Below are 15174 nucleotides of genomic sequence, written 5' to 3' on the forward strand. Positions count from 1 at the left end.
CCCGAGATGCTCACATCAGTTTTTCGTTGTAGCCTGTGTCATTTGATGCCAGACAGATCCTTTTGCTTCTTCTCCACCTTTAATACGCTCAAGAGCCAATTGAATCTGCATGCGAACTTCAAATTCAGAATCTTCAGCAGCAGCTTCTAGTGCCGGAATTGCAGATTCGTCTCCAAGTTCAAATAAAAACATTGCTGCCCGCCAGCGTACAATGCGGCTGAAATCAGAAAGCGATTCAATCATTTCAGGCATTGCCTCCTTAAAACCTAGATCGGAAATACAATCACCAGCAGTGCGCCTGACATTTATTGCTTTGTCTTTTAATGCTTTATATAAGAACGGGAGCACTTCCAGCTCTTCAATCATACCTAAGTAGGCAGTAGCTAACCTTCTAATCGAAGACTTCTCATCATCCAACGCCTTATTAAGCAATGGTAAATCCTCCAAAGTTGGGTCAAGGCGATCAAGTGCTGCATAGCGTACTTTCCAATCTGGATGATCCAACGTTTCTGGAGAAATAGTTTTCTTTGTTCTATTTATTTTTGCATCAGTTGGTTCATTTCCCTCAAAAGCTATTTTAACCAATGCATCTAAACGCTCATTATCGTAACTTGCTGATAGTTCCTCAACGACATCAATACCAATTTCCTCCATGGAACCATATCGTGGATGGTGTTCAACCCATTTTCTGTCCATGATTACATTTGGCGAGGAAGGGGAAGCTTCGATAACTGCCTCCGTGAAACGCTCCGGGAGTCCGAGGCGTTTTTCTTCGTTACCATCTTCCAATTTAACCTGCATCGGAATGCCGCAGAACATCTGGATAAAGACTTTAACCTCACCAAATGCCTCATCATTTACTTGTTTAGGAGGAGCAGCGGCGGGTTGTTCTATGTCTTCTCCCGTACCAAGCACGTCCCTTACTTTTGGTAGTAGCTCTTCCCATGGTGTTTTTGGATTTCGTGCTAGCGCAATAAAATCAACAACCCGATATATATTTTTGACTCCTTCTATAGCAAATAGCTGTTTGATATAATTTGGAGCCTTTTCCAAATTATCTTTTTCATTAAAATTATAGTTTTCACCGGAAGGCAATTCCACATTCACATTTATTTTCATGGAATGTGGGCTTGGTGTTGGTTCAATTGATACAATTTTCATTGTTCATACCTCCTAGAGGGCCTTATTTACTCATTTGCTAACTTATCAGCAAAAGCTTTCACATAAGGCGGAAGATCTGGTGGGCGTCTGCTGGAAATAATATGTCCATCAACGACAACTGCCTCATCGCTCCAAGTAGCACCTGCGTTAGTCATATCATCTTTAATACCAGGTGTACTTGTTACTTGTTTCCCTTGTAGAATATTAGCGGATATCAGTACCCAGCCAGCGTGACAGATTTGTCCAATTGGTTTTTTAGATTCATCCATGGAACGGATAAAATCAAGTACTTCTGGATAACGCCTTAATTTGTCTGGTGCCCATCCACCGGGAACGAGGATGGCATCATAATCATCAACTCTTATATCTATAAAAGCATATGCTGATTCTGCAGGGACGCCATATTTTCCAATGTATGTCTTTTTTGCTTCCTTACCAACTAAATCAACCTGCGCACCTTCTTCTTGAAGACGCAAAATCGGATACCAAAGCTCTAGGTCTTCAAAGTCGTTATCAACTAATGCTATAATCTTTTTATCTTGCAGTCGCATGTGAATTCCTCCATCTCTTATAGTATGTTCAGTGTAACAGAGGGTAGGATAGATTTCGATTAAGATGCTAATAAGGAGATTATAGTCCGAACCATTGTTTCATCTTTGCTAAAAATGGCTTTTGTTCATCTGAGTTGGATGTAGCTTTACTTTTTTCGTTGGGCTCTTCCTCTTCAATGAATATATTCTCTTTATCAATTGCGTGGTCATATGTTAGGACAGCTCCAATATCTGTATCCTTTTCATTATTCGTAATCGTTGTATAAGGAATTTTATATTTATTGGCCAAGGCTTTTTCTGCTTGTAAAAAGCGATAGGAGACATGACCATTAATAAGTAATTTTGCTTTGGGATTTTCCTTGATTGCATCTTCCAGTTTTTTAATGCCGGAATCTGTCATGACTTGACCTATTGTTAGAGCGATTACAATACGTTCTCTTAGCGTACCAAGAAACTCGATTCGTTCGTTCTCCTTCGGTAGGCGAGTTCCATATAAACCATCTGTTAAATAATCGTCAACACTTTTCTTACTCATTGATTCGTCACCTTCTTCATATTGGGTTATTCCTAATGTACAACATTCTATTTCAGGATATCAATCTAAACGGGCAAGAAGCGACTCATTCATAGAATGAATCGCTTCTTGAAAAAAACATTTTCTAGAAGTGTGGAAAGGGTTGTACGTCCCACCGAATCGCTAAGGTTTCTTAGAGATTAAAAGCTCACTTTTTACTTTTTAGCTCGTTTATCTGCAGCGCGGCTTCTTGCTTGTGCTTCTTTGTCATCCGCGTCAGCAAATTCATTAGAGAATTCGACATCGATTCCATCGGTTGTTTTTAAATTCTTAGGAGTTTGTGCTAAATAATTATTTTTCTTACTTTTGTGTTCGTCTCTACCCATGTTAATCACCTCGTTTTAAAGAGTGTGTTACATAGGATAGTATGTGCGAAAATCTTTTATTATTGCCTGGTAAGTATTACTTTCTGTCGCCACCCAATAGATCAAATAATCCTCCAGCAACACTGCCTTCTCCTTTAGAACCACCACGTTCAGGTGCTGCAGCGAAGATTCTGCTTGCTAATCTGCTGAATGGAAGTGATTGAACCCATACTGTTCCTGGACCGCTTAATGTGGCGAAGAATAGTCCTTCACCACCGAAAAGAGCTGTTTTGATACCACCGATATATTCAATATCATAATCGACGCTTCCTGTCATCGCTACGAGACAGCCTGTATCCACCTTTAGCTTCTCACCTGGTTCCAATACCTTTTTGTGAATCGTACCACCAGCATGTACAAAGGCCATACCATCGCCTTCCAGTTTTTGCATGATGAATCCTTCACCACCAAAGAAACCTGCACCAACTTTTCTTTGAAATTCAACTCCAACAGCAACACCTTTAGCTGCTGCAAGGAATGCATCTTTCTGACAAATTAATTTCCCTTCGATTTCACTTAAATCCATTGGAATAATTTTCCCTGGGTACGGGGAAGCAAAAGAGACATGTTTTTTACCTGATCCTTGATTCGTAAATGTTGTCATAAATAAACTTTCGCCAGTAATAACGCGTTTCCCAGCCCCGAGTAATTTACCCATGATCCCACCTTGGCTTGCCGTGCCATCACCAAAGATAGTTTCCATTTCAATTTGATCATCCATCATCATTAAACTGCCTGCTTCTGCGATGACTGTTTCCTGTGGATCAAGTTCAACCTCCACGAACTGCATATCATCGCCATAGAGCTTATAATCAATCTCATGATTATTCATATTTCACACTTCCCTTCATCGTTTCTAACTAATCATACGTTTAAGGGTCGATAAAGATTCAGGAGGTTTTGAAAAAAGAGCTCTCATTAGAAAATGAGAGCTCTTCTGATAACTTAATGTTGCATTGTATTCTGAACAGGGGCGAAACTGTTCATATAGATTTGCATGTCTTCTGGTTTTAATTGTGGTACCTGGTAGTACTGTTTTTTATTTTGATATAAAAATACCTCATATGCCATTTCGATGATATTCGGAATGCTATCAGCAAACACTCTTCTTAAAACAGGATTGGTTGTTTCTAATGCGGTCATTGTAAAGGCGGAAGCAGATGATTTTAAATTTCCCATCATAAATCCGGAAATGCTTTGGTCGTTAAGTTCTGCAGCAGATTGTGCAGGTGCTTTTGGTTGTGATGGCTTCATTCCATAGATTACATTATTGTTTTGTGCCATATTGTAAGTTTGCGTTTTAACGGTAGGTTCTTGCCCTGTCTTTAGTGTTTCGACAATTGTATTATACGTTTGAGCGACAAATGTCTTGTGCTTTTGAAGCATTGTCTTCAATTCTGGATCTTGGATATGTTGTTCGTAGAGCATTGATTTTTCCATACAACCTACAAGACCTGATATTGCCTCATGGGCATCAAACATTTCATGACCACCGTGACTCTGATGATCAGACATTTGTGTGGAACTTTGCAGATTCTGGTTTTGTTGTTGATTAAACAATATGAAAACCTCCTTTAATTAGTCGAAGATATTTTTAACTAAAATGGATAAGATATTCCTTGTAAAAAATGTTAAATACCTACTATTTTTTGCTCTTCGTATTAAAAAACGATATAATTTTACCATCCGTTAGAAAGTGATTTGCCATTTTAAAGGAGACTAGCAATTTATGGATAAAAGCGCTGAAATGGAGAAAGAAGATAGACAGCAGGCTAATAATATAGAGGTTTGGGAAGATGTGGTCAATATAAAGGATTTGATACTAAGTATATTTCTTTGTACTGCAACCGCGATGGGAGGTTATTTAATTGCTCCAGACAATCCACAAAAGTCATTAATATATGGGTTGATTGGGGTTGTAGTTGGTTTTGTGATTTGCAGCATCATCATTAAACCAAAAAGAACACTTCGTTTTGAGGATGAGGAGAAGTAGAAAATGGATATAACTTTACTAATGGAGCTTATCGCAGTTTCTATTTTTGGTGCGGTATTATACACGATTATTGGTATAGCGCCTGGAACAGATGAGACCGCAGTGTTGATGCCGGTTACATTGATTCTCGTGTTATCTGGTATGCAGCCTATTTCTGTCTTGGCTTTCTTTATATCGTCCATTGTTGCCAAGAAGCTAACCGATTCAATTCCAGTTGCTATAGCAGGTATTCCTGGAGGGGTAATGTCAGCACCGATGGTTGAACATGCTATGGTATTGAAGAGCCATGGGATGCCCGATGTAAGCATCCGGAAAATGGCATCCGGATCTGTAATAGGAACGATTATCGCTGTTCCGCTAAGCTTAATTCTTGCTAACTTGCTTATCCCTTTTGGAGATACGATTGCAGGATATTCCAACCAAATATTTTTTGGGGGTGCAGTATTTCTTGCCCTTATGACGAAGAATAGATGGCTTGCACTTATTTCTATCGTACCTTTTGCCTTACTTATTCAAGGATTACGTCATTTATATTGGGGAGTAGGAGCGGTTCCGGAAGATACGACAGTATTTACTTCGTTTTTCCTAGGGATTACTGTTGGACCAATTATTTTAAAGTTACTCGAGTTATTAAATAAAGAAATTCGTAGTAATCTTCCAAGAAAAGAATCAAATAATATCATCTTAAAGAAGCAAAAAAAGATGAAGGGGTTTCCAAACCCATTTAAAATTTTGGATAAAAAAGAAACAATTTCTTCCGCTTTTGCATCTGTACTTGGGGTATTTACATTTTTCATGAGTCCAGCAGGAATGACTATATTTCTTGGAGAGGTTTTGTCAAGCAGAATTAAGGATCCAATAAAAAGAGCGACGAGAGCAATTTCCAGTATGGATGGGGTTACGAATGCAGGCTATATTTCAGGTATACTAATTCCTATAATCGCTATTGGAGTTCCATTATCTCCAACAGCACTGGGGCCGGGTATGGCATTGTTTAATGCACCACCTGTATTTACGGAAGATCATAATCTTCATCATATTTTATCGATGAGCGACTTTGTTATTGCCACAGTAATTGGGGCGGTTATCGCAATTAGTTTAACCTATTTTGTTACTGTGAAATATTCACAGGAGATTTGCACATTTGTCTTTAAATATATACCACACGAAGCTTTACTTGGTGTTTTTTTAGCGCTTGTTATCATGTTGGCCTATATGGATGCAGGATTAATTAATATCGGGGGCGTTCTACTGATTGGTTTAGTAGCAGGGATATTACATAGGTGGGGAATTAATTATGGCGTACAGTTCATGGTTTTATATGCAGCGCCGTGGATTGTAGGTAATCTTGTATTATAGGGTTTGCCACATATCTATAATACAAGGTTTATCAGAAGTGCTGTTGCAAAAATTATTATTCGAAATTTCGAAATATGATATGATAAATTTAACGATAAAAAATATATCAATTTAAATAGGAGGATGAATCATGCGTGAAAAAGACCCGATTAGATTAGATGACCGAATACATCTAATCGATGGCTTTGACTTGGATGTATCCAATCGAACCGGAACTTACGTAATTAATGAAGAAAATTTGACATTGGTTGAAACTGGCCCCAGTCCATCCGTGAAATATATTAAGGCAGGACTGTCGGCTTTGGGTCATTCATTGGATAAGGTTAAGTATATTATTGTGACGCATATTCATTTGGATCATGCAGGTGGAGCGGGATTATTGATAAGGGAATGTCCAAATGCAAAAATTGTTGTTCATCCAAGAGGGGAGAGGCATCTGATTGACCCCAAAAAGCTTGCTTCAGGGGCAAGAGCTATTTATGGTGATAGCTTCTCGGAATTATTTGATCCTATTACATCTGTTCCAGCAGATCGGTTACTCGTAAAAGGGGAGGGCGATGTATTGGAAATCGGACCAGAATGTACATTGGAATTCTGGGATACTCCTGGTCATGCAAAGCACCATTTTAGTATTTATGACCCCGTAAGTAATGGAATGTTTACCGGTGATACGGTTGGTGTCCGCTATGAACAATTAGTGCCAAGTGGTGTTGATCTGTTTTTACCTTCTACTTCTCCAAATCATTTTAATCCGAATGATATGGAAGCATCAATCCAACGTATTCAGAATAAAAAACTCCACAGGATATATTATGGCCATTTTGGCATGACAGAGAAAACAGAGGAAGCATTGAATCAGGTTTCTGAATGGCTTGAAGTATATATGGAAGTTGGGGAACAGGCCATTGTTGAGGGGAGGGGCTATGATACAATATCACAAAGACTACTTGAAAGGATCAGGACATATCTCAGGGAAAAAGGAATAGATGACGAGCATGAAGTTTATATTCTTATTAACCTGGATTTACAAGTAGGTGCGTTAGGTATCGTTGATTATTTTAAAACATTGAAGCAGTAGAGTTGTGGGTTTTTAACCCATAAAGCCAAGGAACTAGCCCAGGCTTTATGGGTTTCTTGGCAGATATGAAGATCTGAAATAATCACTATTTCGTGAAGTTAAGTTCCCAAGCTATTCCATTCTTATCATTTACAATTGCATGTTTAGCACCCCAAAAAGTATCCTGCAACTCCATTTGTATCTCGCCCGCTTCAGCCAAATTAGAATAAATACGTTTAATTTCTTCTTCGCTTTCTAGTTCCAGAAGCAATAAAATGCTGTTACCCTTAACAATAGTTGTGTCAAAAACATCTGAGAAGTGTATTTGGCAGCTTTTATTAATATGCAATTCAGCATGGATGCATTTACCTTCATGACCTTTGAACATTTTTATTCCGTCAGCCATTTGTGTATTTTTAATTTCCCCGCCAAAAGCCTTTTGATAGTAATCCAACTCTTCATTACAGTGTTCGATCCGAATGTATGGTGCAATGTATTTCATTTACAATACCTCCATTATGTTGTTTTGTGAACACGCTTATTACTAAAATTGGTATTAACAAAGATCTTCCATCTCAAGCACAATCGGACAATGATCACTTCCCATAACAAGTGAATGCACTTGGGAATCCCCTAAGATAGGTACTAATTTTTCTGAGACGATAAAATAATCAATTCTCCAACCGATATTTCTCTCACGGACTGTTTTCATATAGGACCACCAGGAATAGATATCTTCTTTATCAGGATAGAAATGTCTGAGACTATCCACGAATCCTGATTGTAGTAAATGGGTCATTTTACCACGTTCTTCGGTCGTAAACCCAGAGTTGCCATGGTTTGTCTTGTAGTTTTTCAGGTCAATTTCTTTGTGTGCAACATTCAAATCACCGCAGTAAATCACAGGCTTAATTGCATCTAATTCATTTAAATAGCGAAATAGTTCATCTTCCCATTCGAGCCGATAATCCAATCGGCTTAAATCTCTTTTTGAATTTGGTGTATAGACATTTACCAAGAAGAATTCTTCATATTCAAGTGTGATGATTCGACCTTCATCTTGCGAATCCTCCTGACCTAGTCCATACCTTACATTTATTGGCTTTTTCTTAGTGAAAACAGCTGTACCCGAATACCCTTTTCTAATCGCATAATTCCAGTACTGATAGTAGTCTTCCAAGTCTAATTTTATTTGTCCTTCCTGTAGTTTTGACTCTTGAATACAGAATATATCTGCATTGATTTCATTAAAATAATCAATAAATCCTTTCTTTACACAAGCACGAATGCCATTTACATTCCAAGATACAAGTTTCATTTATGATTATTTCCCCTCTATTTATAATTCTGTTTTCTATTTTAACATATGTAAAAACTAGGGCCCTGTGGGAATGCTACTATATCCTGCCCCTTATCAGTGAAATTTCCATCGATTTTTGTAGGAATATAATTTCCCGGGAAATACCTTGTCGAATAATGATAGTAAAAGGCTCTCATCGCCATGATAGTTGCCTTTTTGTCATCGCAGTTGAGATAAAATGCGACATAAGATAAGTCTCTTCGGCGACCACTCTGGGCGGTGACTCCTACGGGAAAAGCACGTGTCTAAAGACCCAGCAGAGTGGGTTTCTCTTCGGAAACTTAGGCCGTGCCGTGGAAAGCATCCGCCCAGAGTGATCCCGGACAGTAGCAATAGCACATCTTCTAAAGAATGGGAGGAATTCAGGTTAAAGTTATTTCGCAGCAGTTTATAGACTTTGTGACAATAATAACATCTTTTTCGGTGGTAGTACGGGTAACCTCAGTTCCAATCTAGAAAACAGTCTATTAAAAATGGTCGTTGACATTTGAAGTGTATTAACCGTATAATACAATCAAACACCGTATTACATGTTTAATACACCCTTTTTACTTACTGTGTATTAAGTGCGTAATACACAAATAATAATACAACCATCTCAGAAAGAATATAGGAGCGTGCGCCATGAAGGTGAGTTTTAATAAAAGGGAGCCTGTGTACGTACAGGTGGTTCAGCATTTTAAAGAACAAATTGCTACTGGCAATTTTGAACCTGGTCAGGAAATTCCATCACGTCGTGAATTAGCAAATCAGTTAAAAATTAATCCTAACACAGCACAACGTTCATACAAAGAAATGGAGGAAGAGGGTTTGATCTATACCGAGGGAAATAGTCCAAGTAAAATTACAAGCGATGAAAAGGTTATAAAAGCAGTACGAGAGGAGCTTATTTCCCAGGCTGTCGATTCTTTTGTAACATCGATTCGGAAAGTTAATGTGCCAATAGATGAACTGATCGGATTAATTAAAGAAAAATATACAGAGAATGCCAACGAATAGGGGGATCTAGCGATGATTGAAGTAAAGGATTTAACGAAAAGGTTTGGCCGAAAAAAAGTATTGAATGGTGTTAGCTTTACAGCAGAGAAAGGCCAGATTACTTGTATTATTGGAATCAATGGGGTAGGGAAAACAACGATACTAAATGGAATTATGAATCTTACACCAATGAATAGTGGTCTAATTTTAATTGACGGTAAAAAAGTAAGTAAAGAAAGCTATGAAAAAATTACCTTTATTCCAGATGCGATTACCATGTTGCCGCAAATGACAATACGTGAAGCAATGCAATTCATGCAGGACTTTTATAATAGTTGGAACGAGGAACGTGCTAATGAATTACTCGGATTTTTCAAACTAAAACAGGAAGAAAGAATCTCTAATTTATCCAAAGGAAATACGGCAAAGGTGAATTTATTGCTGGGACTTGCGTTAGACGTGGATTATTTACTTATGGATGAACCATTCTCCGGGATTGATATTTTTAGCAGGGAACAAATTGCGGATGTATTTACAAGTCATCTAGTGGAGGATCGCGGAGTTATCATAACTACCCATGAAATAAATGATATCGAGCATCTAATTGATAAAGTAGTTCTCTTAGATAATGGAGTTGTTTTAAAAGAGTTCAATGCAGAAGAAATGCGTGCAAGCGAAGGGAAGTCAGTCATTGATGTGATGCGGGAGGTTTATAAAGGATGAGAAGCTATTTTAAATTAGTAAACTTTGAATTAGGACGTTTTATGAAGATTTATCTTGTGCTTATCGGAATAACGATTATCTCACAAATTGCAGGGGTTATTGTAAAATCAAGGGGGTATCTGTCAGAAGCAAATCAAGCTATCATTGTTAATTCAATGCCGAAAGAACAGTTTTTAGAGCAATTTGGTCAAATGAGTATGGGCACGTTCACGCAAAGTATATGGTTTATGGGACCAATTGCATTATGCATTGCTGCATTAATTTTCTATTGTTTCTTTATATGGTATCGTGATTGGTTTGGCAAAAATACGTTTATCTATCGATTATTAATGCTGCCAACTGCAAGGCTTCATGTCTTTCTAGCAAAGGTTACTACTATATTCCTGCTGGTAATTGGGTTGGTATCCATTCAACTAATATTGTTACCGATTGAGAGTATGATTCTTAAATTTATTGTACCAATTGATCTTAGAGCGGATTTGGGAATAATGGAGATTATTAGCAACTCTAGATATTTGTTTGTTTTAGTTCCAGATTCCTTTATACAATTCATTATAAATTATGGTATTGGTTTTATGGTTGTATTTATTATATTTACTGCGATTTTATTTGAAAGAAGTTTTCGTTTAAAGGGAATTCTACTAGGCATTGTTTATAGTGTTTTGTCTATCATTGTATTTATATTTCCTTTACTATTGGAAATCTTCTTTGGAGTCAATTACTTGTATCCAACAGAATTATTTGTAACCGAAGTAATTTTAGCTATTATAGTAATCTGTGCAGCCATTTGGACGAGTAATTATTTGATTAATAAAAAAGTAACGGTGTAAAGGGAGTTGAGGAAATGATACGTTATTGGAAAATAATCTCCATCACGTTAATTATTGTTTTAACTATTGGAACATTTTATATTCGATCCGCAATGGCTGGTAATGACTATCCAGAGTTTGTTTTTGATAAACAGAGTGGTAATGAGAATGAAGTTGTAAATCTAACACTCCTCGGAGATTTTAGAGTAGGGGTACAAGGCAACCCGCTAGAGATTTCTTCAGAAGAAACTGTTTATGCAAATGAGTTATCCTTTTTTGAACGTCTTCGTGGAATTTATATGAGTGCTGAGTTGGAGCGGTTGCAAAATAGTTACCGTAATTTTATGAGAGGCAAGGATAATATTTCGGGTATATTTGAGGACGAGAAACGATTAGTTTATGTCGATACCAATGGTAATTATGTTAGGGATCGACCTAGAGAATATACATTTGATATTGAGATACTTGAGAAGGATTCCAAAGACAAACTAGATTTTACAGTAACGATTCCTGAAAAAAATAAATACAATTATGTTTATATGGAGGATGTTCAAGTTTTAGATAATGTAATGAAAGTCACAACAGTTAATCATTCCGTTAATGGGAATGGATATGGCTCGGAAGAAATACATGTTTATAGCCTCGATATCGCAAATCAGAAGTTAGTGAATGATGAGGTTATACAATTGAGCCCAGAGCAATCCAGTGGTCAAAATTCTTATATGTATCTTGTTCAAGACGAATCTGATATTGGACTGACAACATATCTTGTTTTTAAAAAGGAATATATGGAGGAAGTAGAACAAGCGGATGGAAATTACTATAATGAATCTATAGGAAGTGAATTAATCACCTATCATTTAGCATCAGGTGAACAGCGACCTATCCCCTTACCTGAAGAAATTAACACTCTGAATAGCTCTGTTTATTTAGATGACTCCATCATTTATATAGATAAAACAACGGATCAAGGAATAAAGGTCTCTATGTTTAACTTGGAGAGCCAAGAGATTGAGACAAGTAAAACCATCAAGTTGCCAGCTAATTTAACGGAACCATTAAATACAAAGATAATGGATGGGAAACTATATGTAGTTGGTTATGAAGTAAGTAAAAATACAAAAGCACCATTACTAGTTATCGATGTAGAAACTGGAAAAACATTATTTGAAGGAATAATCGAAACGAAGAATCTAGAAGAAAATCATTTGGAATATGAGATGAATATTTATGATATGGATTTAAAATAAATAAATGTGATTGGATAATTTTTATCCAATCACATTTTTATATATTTTATCCAGTTTTTCCTCAAAGAGATCCATATGCACGATTCTTGCTTCACGTACATATTCTTTGCCTTCTAAAAAGAGTATTAATACAGGAACGGTGAAAATGGAAAAGCGCCCAGCTACTTCTTCCACAGCTTCGGCATTGATGTGACCCAGCTTGATCTCTGGGTACTTTTCCATTAATTTCTGCACTTGTGGCAGCAATCCATGACAGACGCTGCAATTTGGTCTAGAAATATAGAGAAAAGATAATTCATTTACGTTTATAAAGTTGTTGATTGATTGAATGGATGCCAGTTCTGTAAATTCTCTCATTTCGTACCTCCATTATGGTAAAGCATATTCCAAGTATAACAAGAAAAGAAATTGCAATCATAAATGATGTTTATAGTATGACTTTAAAGGTTATAGAAAATAAAACAAGAAAAATGAGGTGAACGTAAATGAGTAATCAGGATAAACAATCACCAAATAAAGAAAGTACAAAATGGAATGAAGAAGACAGAACAGAGCTAGATAAGTTTGAAAATCAGAAATTTGCGGATGATATCCCTATGGAAGATTTAAAAATTGAGTTAAAAGATGAAAAGAAGAAGACAAAAACAAAAGAAGACTCTCAAAGTGAACGGAAGTATGAAAAAAATAAAGATGAACATAATTAATTTAGGATTCTTAAGTGCAATATGCTGAAGGATTTATTACTAATTATTAAAAATGTACGTTTACTGTAGTTCAAGTGACGAGACAAGGCTTCTGATTGTTACATATAAATAAAGTATAAATCTAGACAATAAAGTCAAAGATTTATTCCAACAACCCATAATTTGGAGAAGTCGATGACTATTGGCTTCTCTTTTTTTTATTGTTGAGGCAGCTGAATTTCATGATATTTTGAATAGCCTCATTTATTGGACCCCAAGCAATTTTCTGGGGTCCAATAAATGAGTAAAGCATCCGTTAAAATTTGAAATTAACCTCTTTATCTTCTTGAGACTCGACAGCTTTCATATAGTCAATCCTTCTTTGTGCGGAGGATTGACTTACTTGTTCATCTGCATGATAGGAGGAACGTACAAGTGGACCAGCTTCACAATGTGAAAAGCCCTTTTCGATAGCAATCTTTTTTAATTCCTCAAATTCGTCTGGATGGTAGTAACGTTCTACATTCAAATGCTTTTTCGTTGGCTGTAGATATTGCCCAATTGTGATGATATCGACGTTATGTGCTAATAAATCATCCATCGCTTCCAGGATTTCTTCTTTCGTTTCCCCGAGGCCTACCATAATGCTGGATTTCGTAGGGATTTTTGGTGCAACTTCCTTTACACGCTTAAGGAGCTCAAGTGATCGATCATATTTAGCGACTGCTCGCACACGTTTAGTTAAACGCCTGACCGTTTCAATATTGTGATTAAAAATATCAGGCTCACTGTCCATGAGTGTATGTAAACTTTCATAATCACCTTTCATATCTGATGGAAGTACTTCAATTGTGCAAGCAGGACGTTGCGCGCGGATAGCTCGAACTGTATTAGCGAAAACAGCTGCACCACCGTCAGCTAAATCATCACGGGCTACTGCTGTAACAACAACGTGTTTCAGTTCCATAATTTCAACTGAGTCAGCAACACGTTTTGGCTCGCCCCAGTCAAGTTCGTTAGGTAGTCCTGTTTTAACCGCACAGAATCGGCAACCACGTGTACATGTATCACCTAAGATCATAAATGTAGCTGTTTTACGCTCACTCCAGCATTCATAGATATTAGGGCATTTTGCTTCTTCACAAACTGTATTTAGTCGCTTATCACGCATTAAGTTTTTTAATTTTTTGTATGAATCATTTGTATTAATTTTCGTTTTTAACCATTCGGGTTTACGAATGTACTCTGCCTGTTTTGCCAATGTTTGCACGCTCCTTATCTAAGTTACCCCGTATGTCCAATTCATATTTTGTCTTGGCTAGTTCTTTCACTTCATTCCAATCATCTTCTGACAGTTTTAGCGGATGGAAATCAATATTTAATCCGTTCTTGAAGCCCTCTTTAAAAGCCCTTTTTAATATTTCATCATCCACTTTTTTATCTGTTAACTGATTAATTGTAATCGCCTTCTTAGAGAAGCCATTTCGCTGTCTTTCGCGTAATTTCTCGGTAGAAAACTGAAATAAATCAAATAGCATTGTCGTGTTAATGCTAATTGGTAGGGAACCATGTTGCAGCAGTACACCCTTTTTTCTTGTTTGTGCATTACCAGATAACTTTTTCCCATTCACTACCATTTCGTAGATTGCTGGTTTTTCGAAGCATATAGCTGTTCTTTCTGTTTCTGATTGTTTCTTTTCCAATTCATATTCAGCAGGAATACCTAAATTTTTATATCCTTCCAACACACCCTTTGACAAGGTGTAATAAGCTTCCTGTACGGACTTTGGAATGCCAGGTTCGCTTTCAGAAATAACCAAACTGTATGTTAGTTCGTCGTCATGAAGTACCGCGCTGCCACCGGTCAATCGACGAACAAACTGGCAATTATGGCGTTTGATTGCTTCGAAGTCAATTTTATTTTCCACCTTTTGGAAGTGCCCAACGGATAAACTTGGAGCCGACCATCCATAGAACCGGAGTGTTGGAGGGATTTTCCCTTCGCTATGCCAATTGATTAAACATTCATCAAACGCCATATTTATTGCCGCATCATTTAGACCGGTATCAATAAATGCCCATTGCTTGATCAATATTTTCACCTCCTATCCAAAATTCTCCGCTAAAAAGGACTGCAGGAATAAACTGCAGTCCTTTTAGTGAAGGTTAAAAAATACACATCGACTGCACATTCCCCACGATAGTATTATCCATATCGGGTACAAAGGGTCAATACCAATAGAAAGTATTTCTCAGCCTTAAAAGCTCCCCTAGTGCGTATTTATTTAATTAACTAAGTGTTTACAATTAA

General features: G+C 37.1%; 19 protein-coding genes and 1 riboswitch. Of the genes, 8 read left to right on the forward strand and 11 right to left on the reverse strand.

What is annotated here, in order from left to right; all coding sequences use genetic code 11:
• Positions 1-15: 15 nt before the first annotated feature.
• The 6 genes from BV906_RS14900 to BV906_RS14925 form a co-directional block, all read right to left on the reverse strand.
• Positions 16-1161 (reverse strand): conserved virulence factor C family protein, encoded by a 1146-nt coding sequence (locus BV906_RS14900; RefSeq protein WP_087974425.1) that lies wholly within the window; start codon positions 1159-1161, stop codon positions 16-18.
• A gap of 26 nt (positions 1162-1187) precedes the next feature.
• Positions 1188-1712, reverse strand: coding sequence for a type 1 glutamine amidotransferase domain-containing protein (locus BV906_RS14905; protein WP_087974426.1), 525 nt, complete (start codon positions 1710-1712; stop codon positions 1188-1190).
• A gap of 79 nt (positions 1713-1791) precedes the next feature.
• Positions 1792-2247 (reverse strand): YueI family protein, encoded by a 456-nt coding sequence (locus tag BV906_RS14910; RefSeq protein WP_087974427.1) that lies wholly within the window; start codon positions 2245-2247, stop codon positions 1792-1794.
• A 194-nt stretch (positions 2248-2441) separates the two neighbouring features.
• Positions 2442-2612, reverse strand: coding sequence for a YfhD family protein (locus BV906_RS14915; protein WP_087974428.1), 171 nt, complete (start codon positions 2610-2612; stop codon positions 2442-2444).
• A 76-nt stretch (positions 2613-2688) separates the two neighbouring features.
• Positions 2689-3483 (reverse strand): TIGR00266 family protein, encoded by a 795-nt coding sequence (locus BV906_RS14920; RefSeq protein WP_087974429.1) that lies wholly within the window; start codon positions 3481-3483, stop codon positions 2689-2691.
• Between the two features lie 113 nt (positions 3484-3596).
• Complete coding sequence (locus BV906_RS14925) at positions 3597-4211, reverse strand: spore coat protein (protein ID WP_087974430.1); 615 nt, start codon at positions 4209-4211, stop codon at positions 3597-3599.
• 169 nt (positions 4212-4380) lie between these two features.
• On the opposite strand from BV906_RS14925, the gene BV906_RS14930 reads away from it, so the two are divergent.
• The 3 genes from BV906_RS14930 (at position 4381) to BV906_RS14940 (ending at position 7081) form a co-directional block, all read left to right on the forward strand.
• Complete coding sequence (locus tag BV906_RS14930) at positions 4381-4644, forward strand: hypothetical protein (protein WP_245844193.1); 264 nt, start codon at positions 4381-4383, stop codon at positions 4642-4644.
• Positions 4645-4647: 3 nt separating this feature from the next.
• Positions 4648-6003, forward strand: coding sequence for a tripartite tricarboxylate transporter permease (locus tag BV906_RS14935; protein ID WP_087974431.1), 1356 nt, complete (start codon positions 4648-4650; stop codon positions 6001-6003).
• A 130-nt stretch (positions 6004-6133) separates the two neighbouring features.
• A complete protein-coding gene (locus BV906_RS14940; protein WP_087974432.1) occupies positions 6134-7081 on the forward strand; it encodes an MBL fold metallo-hydrolase in 948 nt (315 codons plus the stop codon).
• 85 nt (positions 7082-7166) lie between these two features.
• Here the strand turns inward: BV906_RS14940 and BV906_RS14945 are convergent, their stop codons facing one another.
• Positions 7167-7562, reverse strand: a complete 396-nt coding sequence (locus tag BV906_RS14945) for a VOC family protein (protein WP_087974433.1) — start codon at positions 7560-7562, stop codon at positions 7167-7169.
• A gap of 54 nt (positions 7563-7616) precedes the next feature.
• Positions 7617-8378, reverse strand: coding sequence for an exodeoxyribonuclease III (locus BV906_RS14950; protein ID WP_087974434.1), 762 nt, complete (start codon positions 8376-8378; stop codon positions 7617-7619).
• A gap of 666 nt (positions 8379-9044) precedes the next feature.
• On the opposite strand from BV906_RS14950, the gene BV906_RS14955 reads away from it, so the two are divergent.
• From BV906_RS14955 to BV906_RS14970, 4 genes are read left to right on the forward strand one after another with little or no spacing between them, the layout of a single operon-like run.
• Positions 9045-9419, forward strand: coding sequence for a GntR family transcriptional regulator (locus tag BV906_RS14955; RefSeq protein ID WP_087974435.1), 375 nt, complete (start codon positions 9045-9047; stop codon positions 9417-9419).
• 12 nt (positions 9420-9431) lie between these two features.
• Positions 9432-10121 (forward strand): ABC transporter ATP-binding protein, encoded by a 690-nt coding sequence (locus BV906_RS14960; protein WP_087974436.1) that lies wholly within the window; start codon positions 9432-9434, stop codon positions 10119-10121.
• Positions 10118-10951, forward strand: coding sequence for a hypothetical protein (locus BV906_RS14965; RefSeq protein WP_087974437.1), 834 nt, complete (start codon positions 10118-10120; stop codon positions 10949-10951). The genes BV906_RS14960 and BV906_RS14965 overlap by 4 nt, the downstream gene beginning before the upstream one ends.
• A 14-nt stretch (positions 10952-10965) precedes the next feature.
• A complete protein-coding gene (locus tag BV906_RS14970; protein WP_087974438.1) occupies positions 10966-12180 on the forward strand; it encodes a hypothetical protein in 1215 nt (404 codons plus the stop codon).
• Positions 12181-12201: 21 nt separating this feature from the next.
• On the opposite strand, the gene BV906_RS14975 is transcribed toward BV906_RS14970, so the two are convergent.
• On the reverse strand, positions 12202-12537 hold the full coding sequence (locus BV906_RS14975) for a thioredoxin family protein (RefSeq protein ID WP_087974439.1): 336 nt from the start codon (positions 12535-12537) through the stop codon (positions 12202-12204).
• A 128-nt stretch (positions 12538-12665) separates the two neighbouring features.
• On the opposite strand from BV906_RS14975, the gene BV906_RS14980 reads away from it, so the two are divergent.
• Positions 12666-12884 (forward strand): hypothetical protein, encoded by a 219-nt coding sequence (locus BV906_RS14980; RefSeq protein WP_087974440.1) that lies wholly within the window; start codon positions 12666-12668, stop codon positions 12882-12884.
• A gap of 295 nt (positions 12885-13179) precedes the next feature.
• On the opposite strand, the gene lipA is transcribed toward BV906_RS14980, so the two are convergent.
• Both lipA and BV906_RS14990 read right to left on the reverse strand, forming a co-directional pair.
• Entirely contained in the window at positions 13180-14124 is a 945-nt protein-coding gene (gene lipA, locus BV906_RS14985) for a lipoyl synthase (RefSeq protein ID WP_087974441.1), read from the reverse strand.
• Positions 14096-14956 (reverse strand): lipoate--protein ligase family protein, encoded by an 861-nt coding sequence (locus BV906_RS14990; protein WP_087974442.1) that lies wholly within the window; start codon positions 14954-14956, stop codon positions 14096-14098. The genes lipA and BV906_RS14990 overlap by 29 nt, the downstream gene beginning before the upstream one ends.
• An 81-nt stretch (positions 14957-15037) precedes the next feature.
• A riboswitch (TPP riboswitch) is annotated at positions 15038-15145 on the reverse strand.
• Positions 15146-15174: the final 29 nt, after the last annotated feature.

This window comes from Oceanobacillus rekensis (assembly GCF_002153375.1).
Taxonomy (GTDB): Bacteria; Bacillota; Bacilli; order Bacillales; family Amphibacillaceae; genus Oceanobacillus; species Oceanobacillus rekensis.

Coding starts and splice junctions, on each gene's coding strand:
- BV906_RS14900 (WP_087974425.1), bottom strand. CDS start 1,161: ATGAAAATTGTATCAATTGAACCAACACCAAGCCCACATTCCATGAAA.
- BV906_RS14905 (WP_087974426.1), bottom strand. CDS start 1,712: ATGCGACTGCAAGATAAAAAGATTATAGCATTAGTTGATAACGACTTT.
- BV906_RS14910 (WP_087974427.1), bottom strand. CDS start 2,247: ATGAGTAAGAAAAGTGTTGACGATTATTTAACAGATGGTTTATATGGA.
- BV906_RS14915 (WP_087974428.1), bottom strand. CDS start 2,612: ATGGGTAGAGACGAACACAAAAGTAAGAAAAATAATTATTTAGCACAA.
- BV906_RS14920 (WP_087974429.1), bottom strand. CDS start 3,483: ATGAATAATCATGAGATTGATTATAAGCTCTATGGCGATGATATGCAG.
- BV906_RS14930 (WP_245844193.1), top strand. CDS start 4,381: ATGGATAAAAGCGCTGAAATGGAGAAAGAAGATAGACAGCAGGCTAAT.
- BV906_RS14935 (WP_087974431.1), top strand. CDS start 4,648: ATGGATATAACTTTACTAATGGAGCTTATCGCAGTTTCTATTTTTGGT.
- BV906_RS14940 (WP_087974432.1), top strand. CDS start 6,134: ATGCGTGAAAAAGACCCGATTAGATTAGATGACCGAATACATCTAATC.
- BV906_RS14945 (WP_087974433.1), bottom strand. CDS start 7,562: ATGAAATACATTGCACCATACATTCGGATCGAACACTGTAATGAAGAG.
- BV906_RS14950 (WP_087974434.1), bottom strand. CDS start 8,378: ATGAAACTTGTATCTTGGAATGTAAATGGCATTCGTGCTTGTGTAAAG.
- BV906_RS14955 (WP_087974435.1), top strand. CDS start 9,045: ATGAAGGTGAGTTTTAATAAAAGGGAGCCTGTGTACGTACAGGTGGTT.
- BV906_RS14960 (WP_087974436.1), top strand. CDS start 9,432: ATGATTGAAGTAAAGGATTTAACGAAAAGGTTTGGCCGAAAAAAAGTA.
- BV906_RS14965 (WP_087974437.1), top strand. CDS start 10,118: ATGAGAAGCTATTTTAAATTAGTAAACTTTGAATTAGGACGTTTTATG.
- BV906_RS14970 (WP_087974438.1), top strand. CDS start 10,966: ATGATACGTTATTGGAAAATAATCTCCATCACGTTAATTATTGTTTTA.
- BV906_RS14975 (WP_087974439.1), bottom strand. CDS start 12,537: ATGAGAGAATTTACAGAACTGGCATCCATTCAATCAATCAACAACTTT.
- BV906_RS14980 (WP_087974440.1), top strand. CDS start 12,666: ATGAGTAATCAGGATAAACAATCACCAAATAAAGAAAGTACAAAATGG.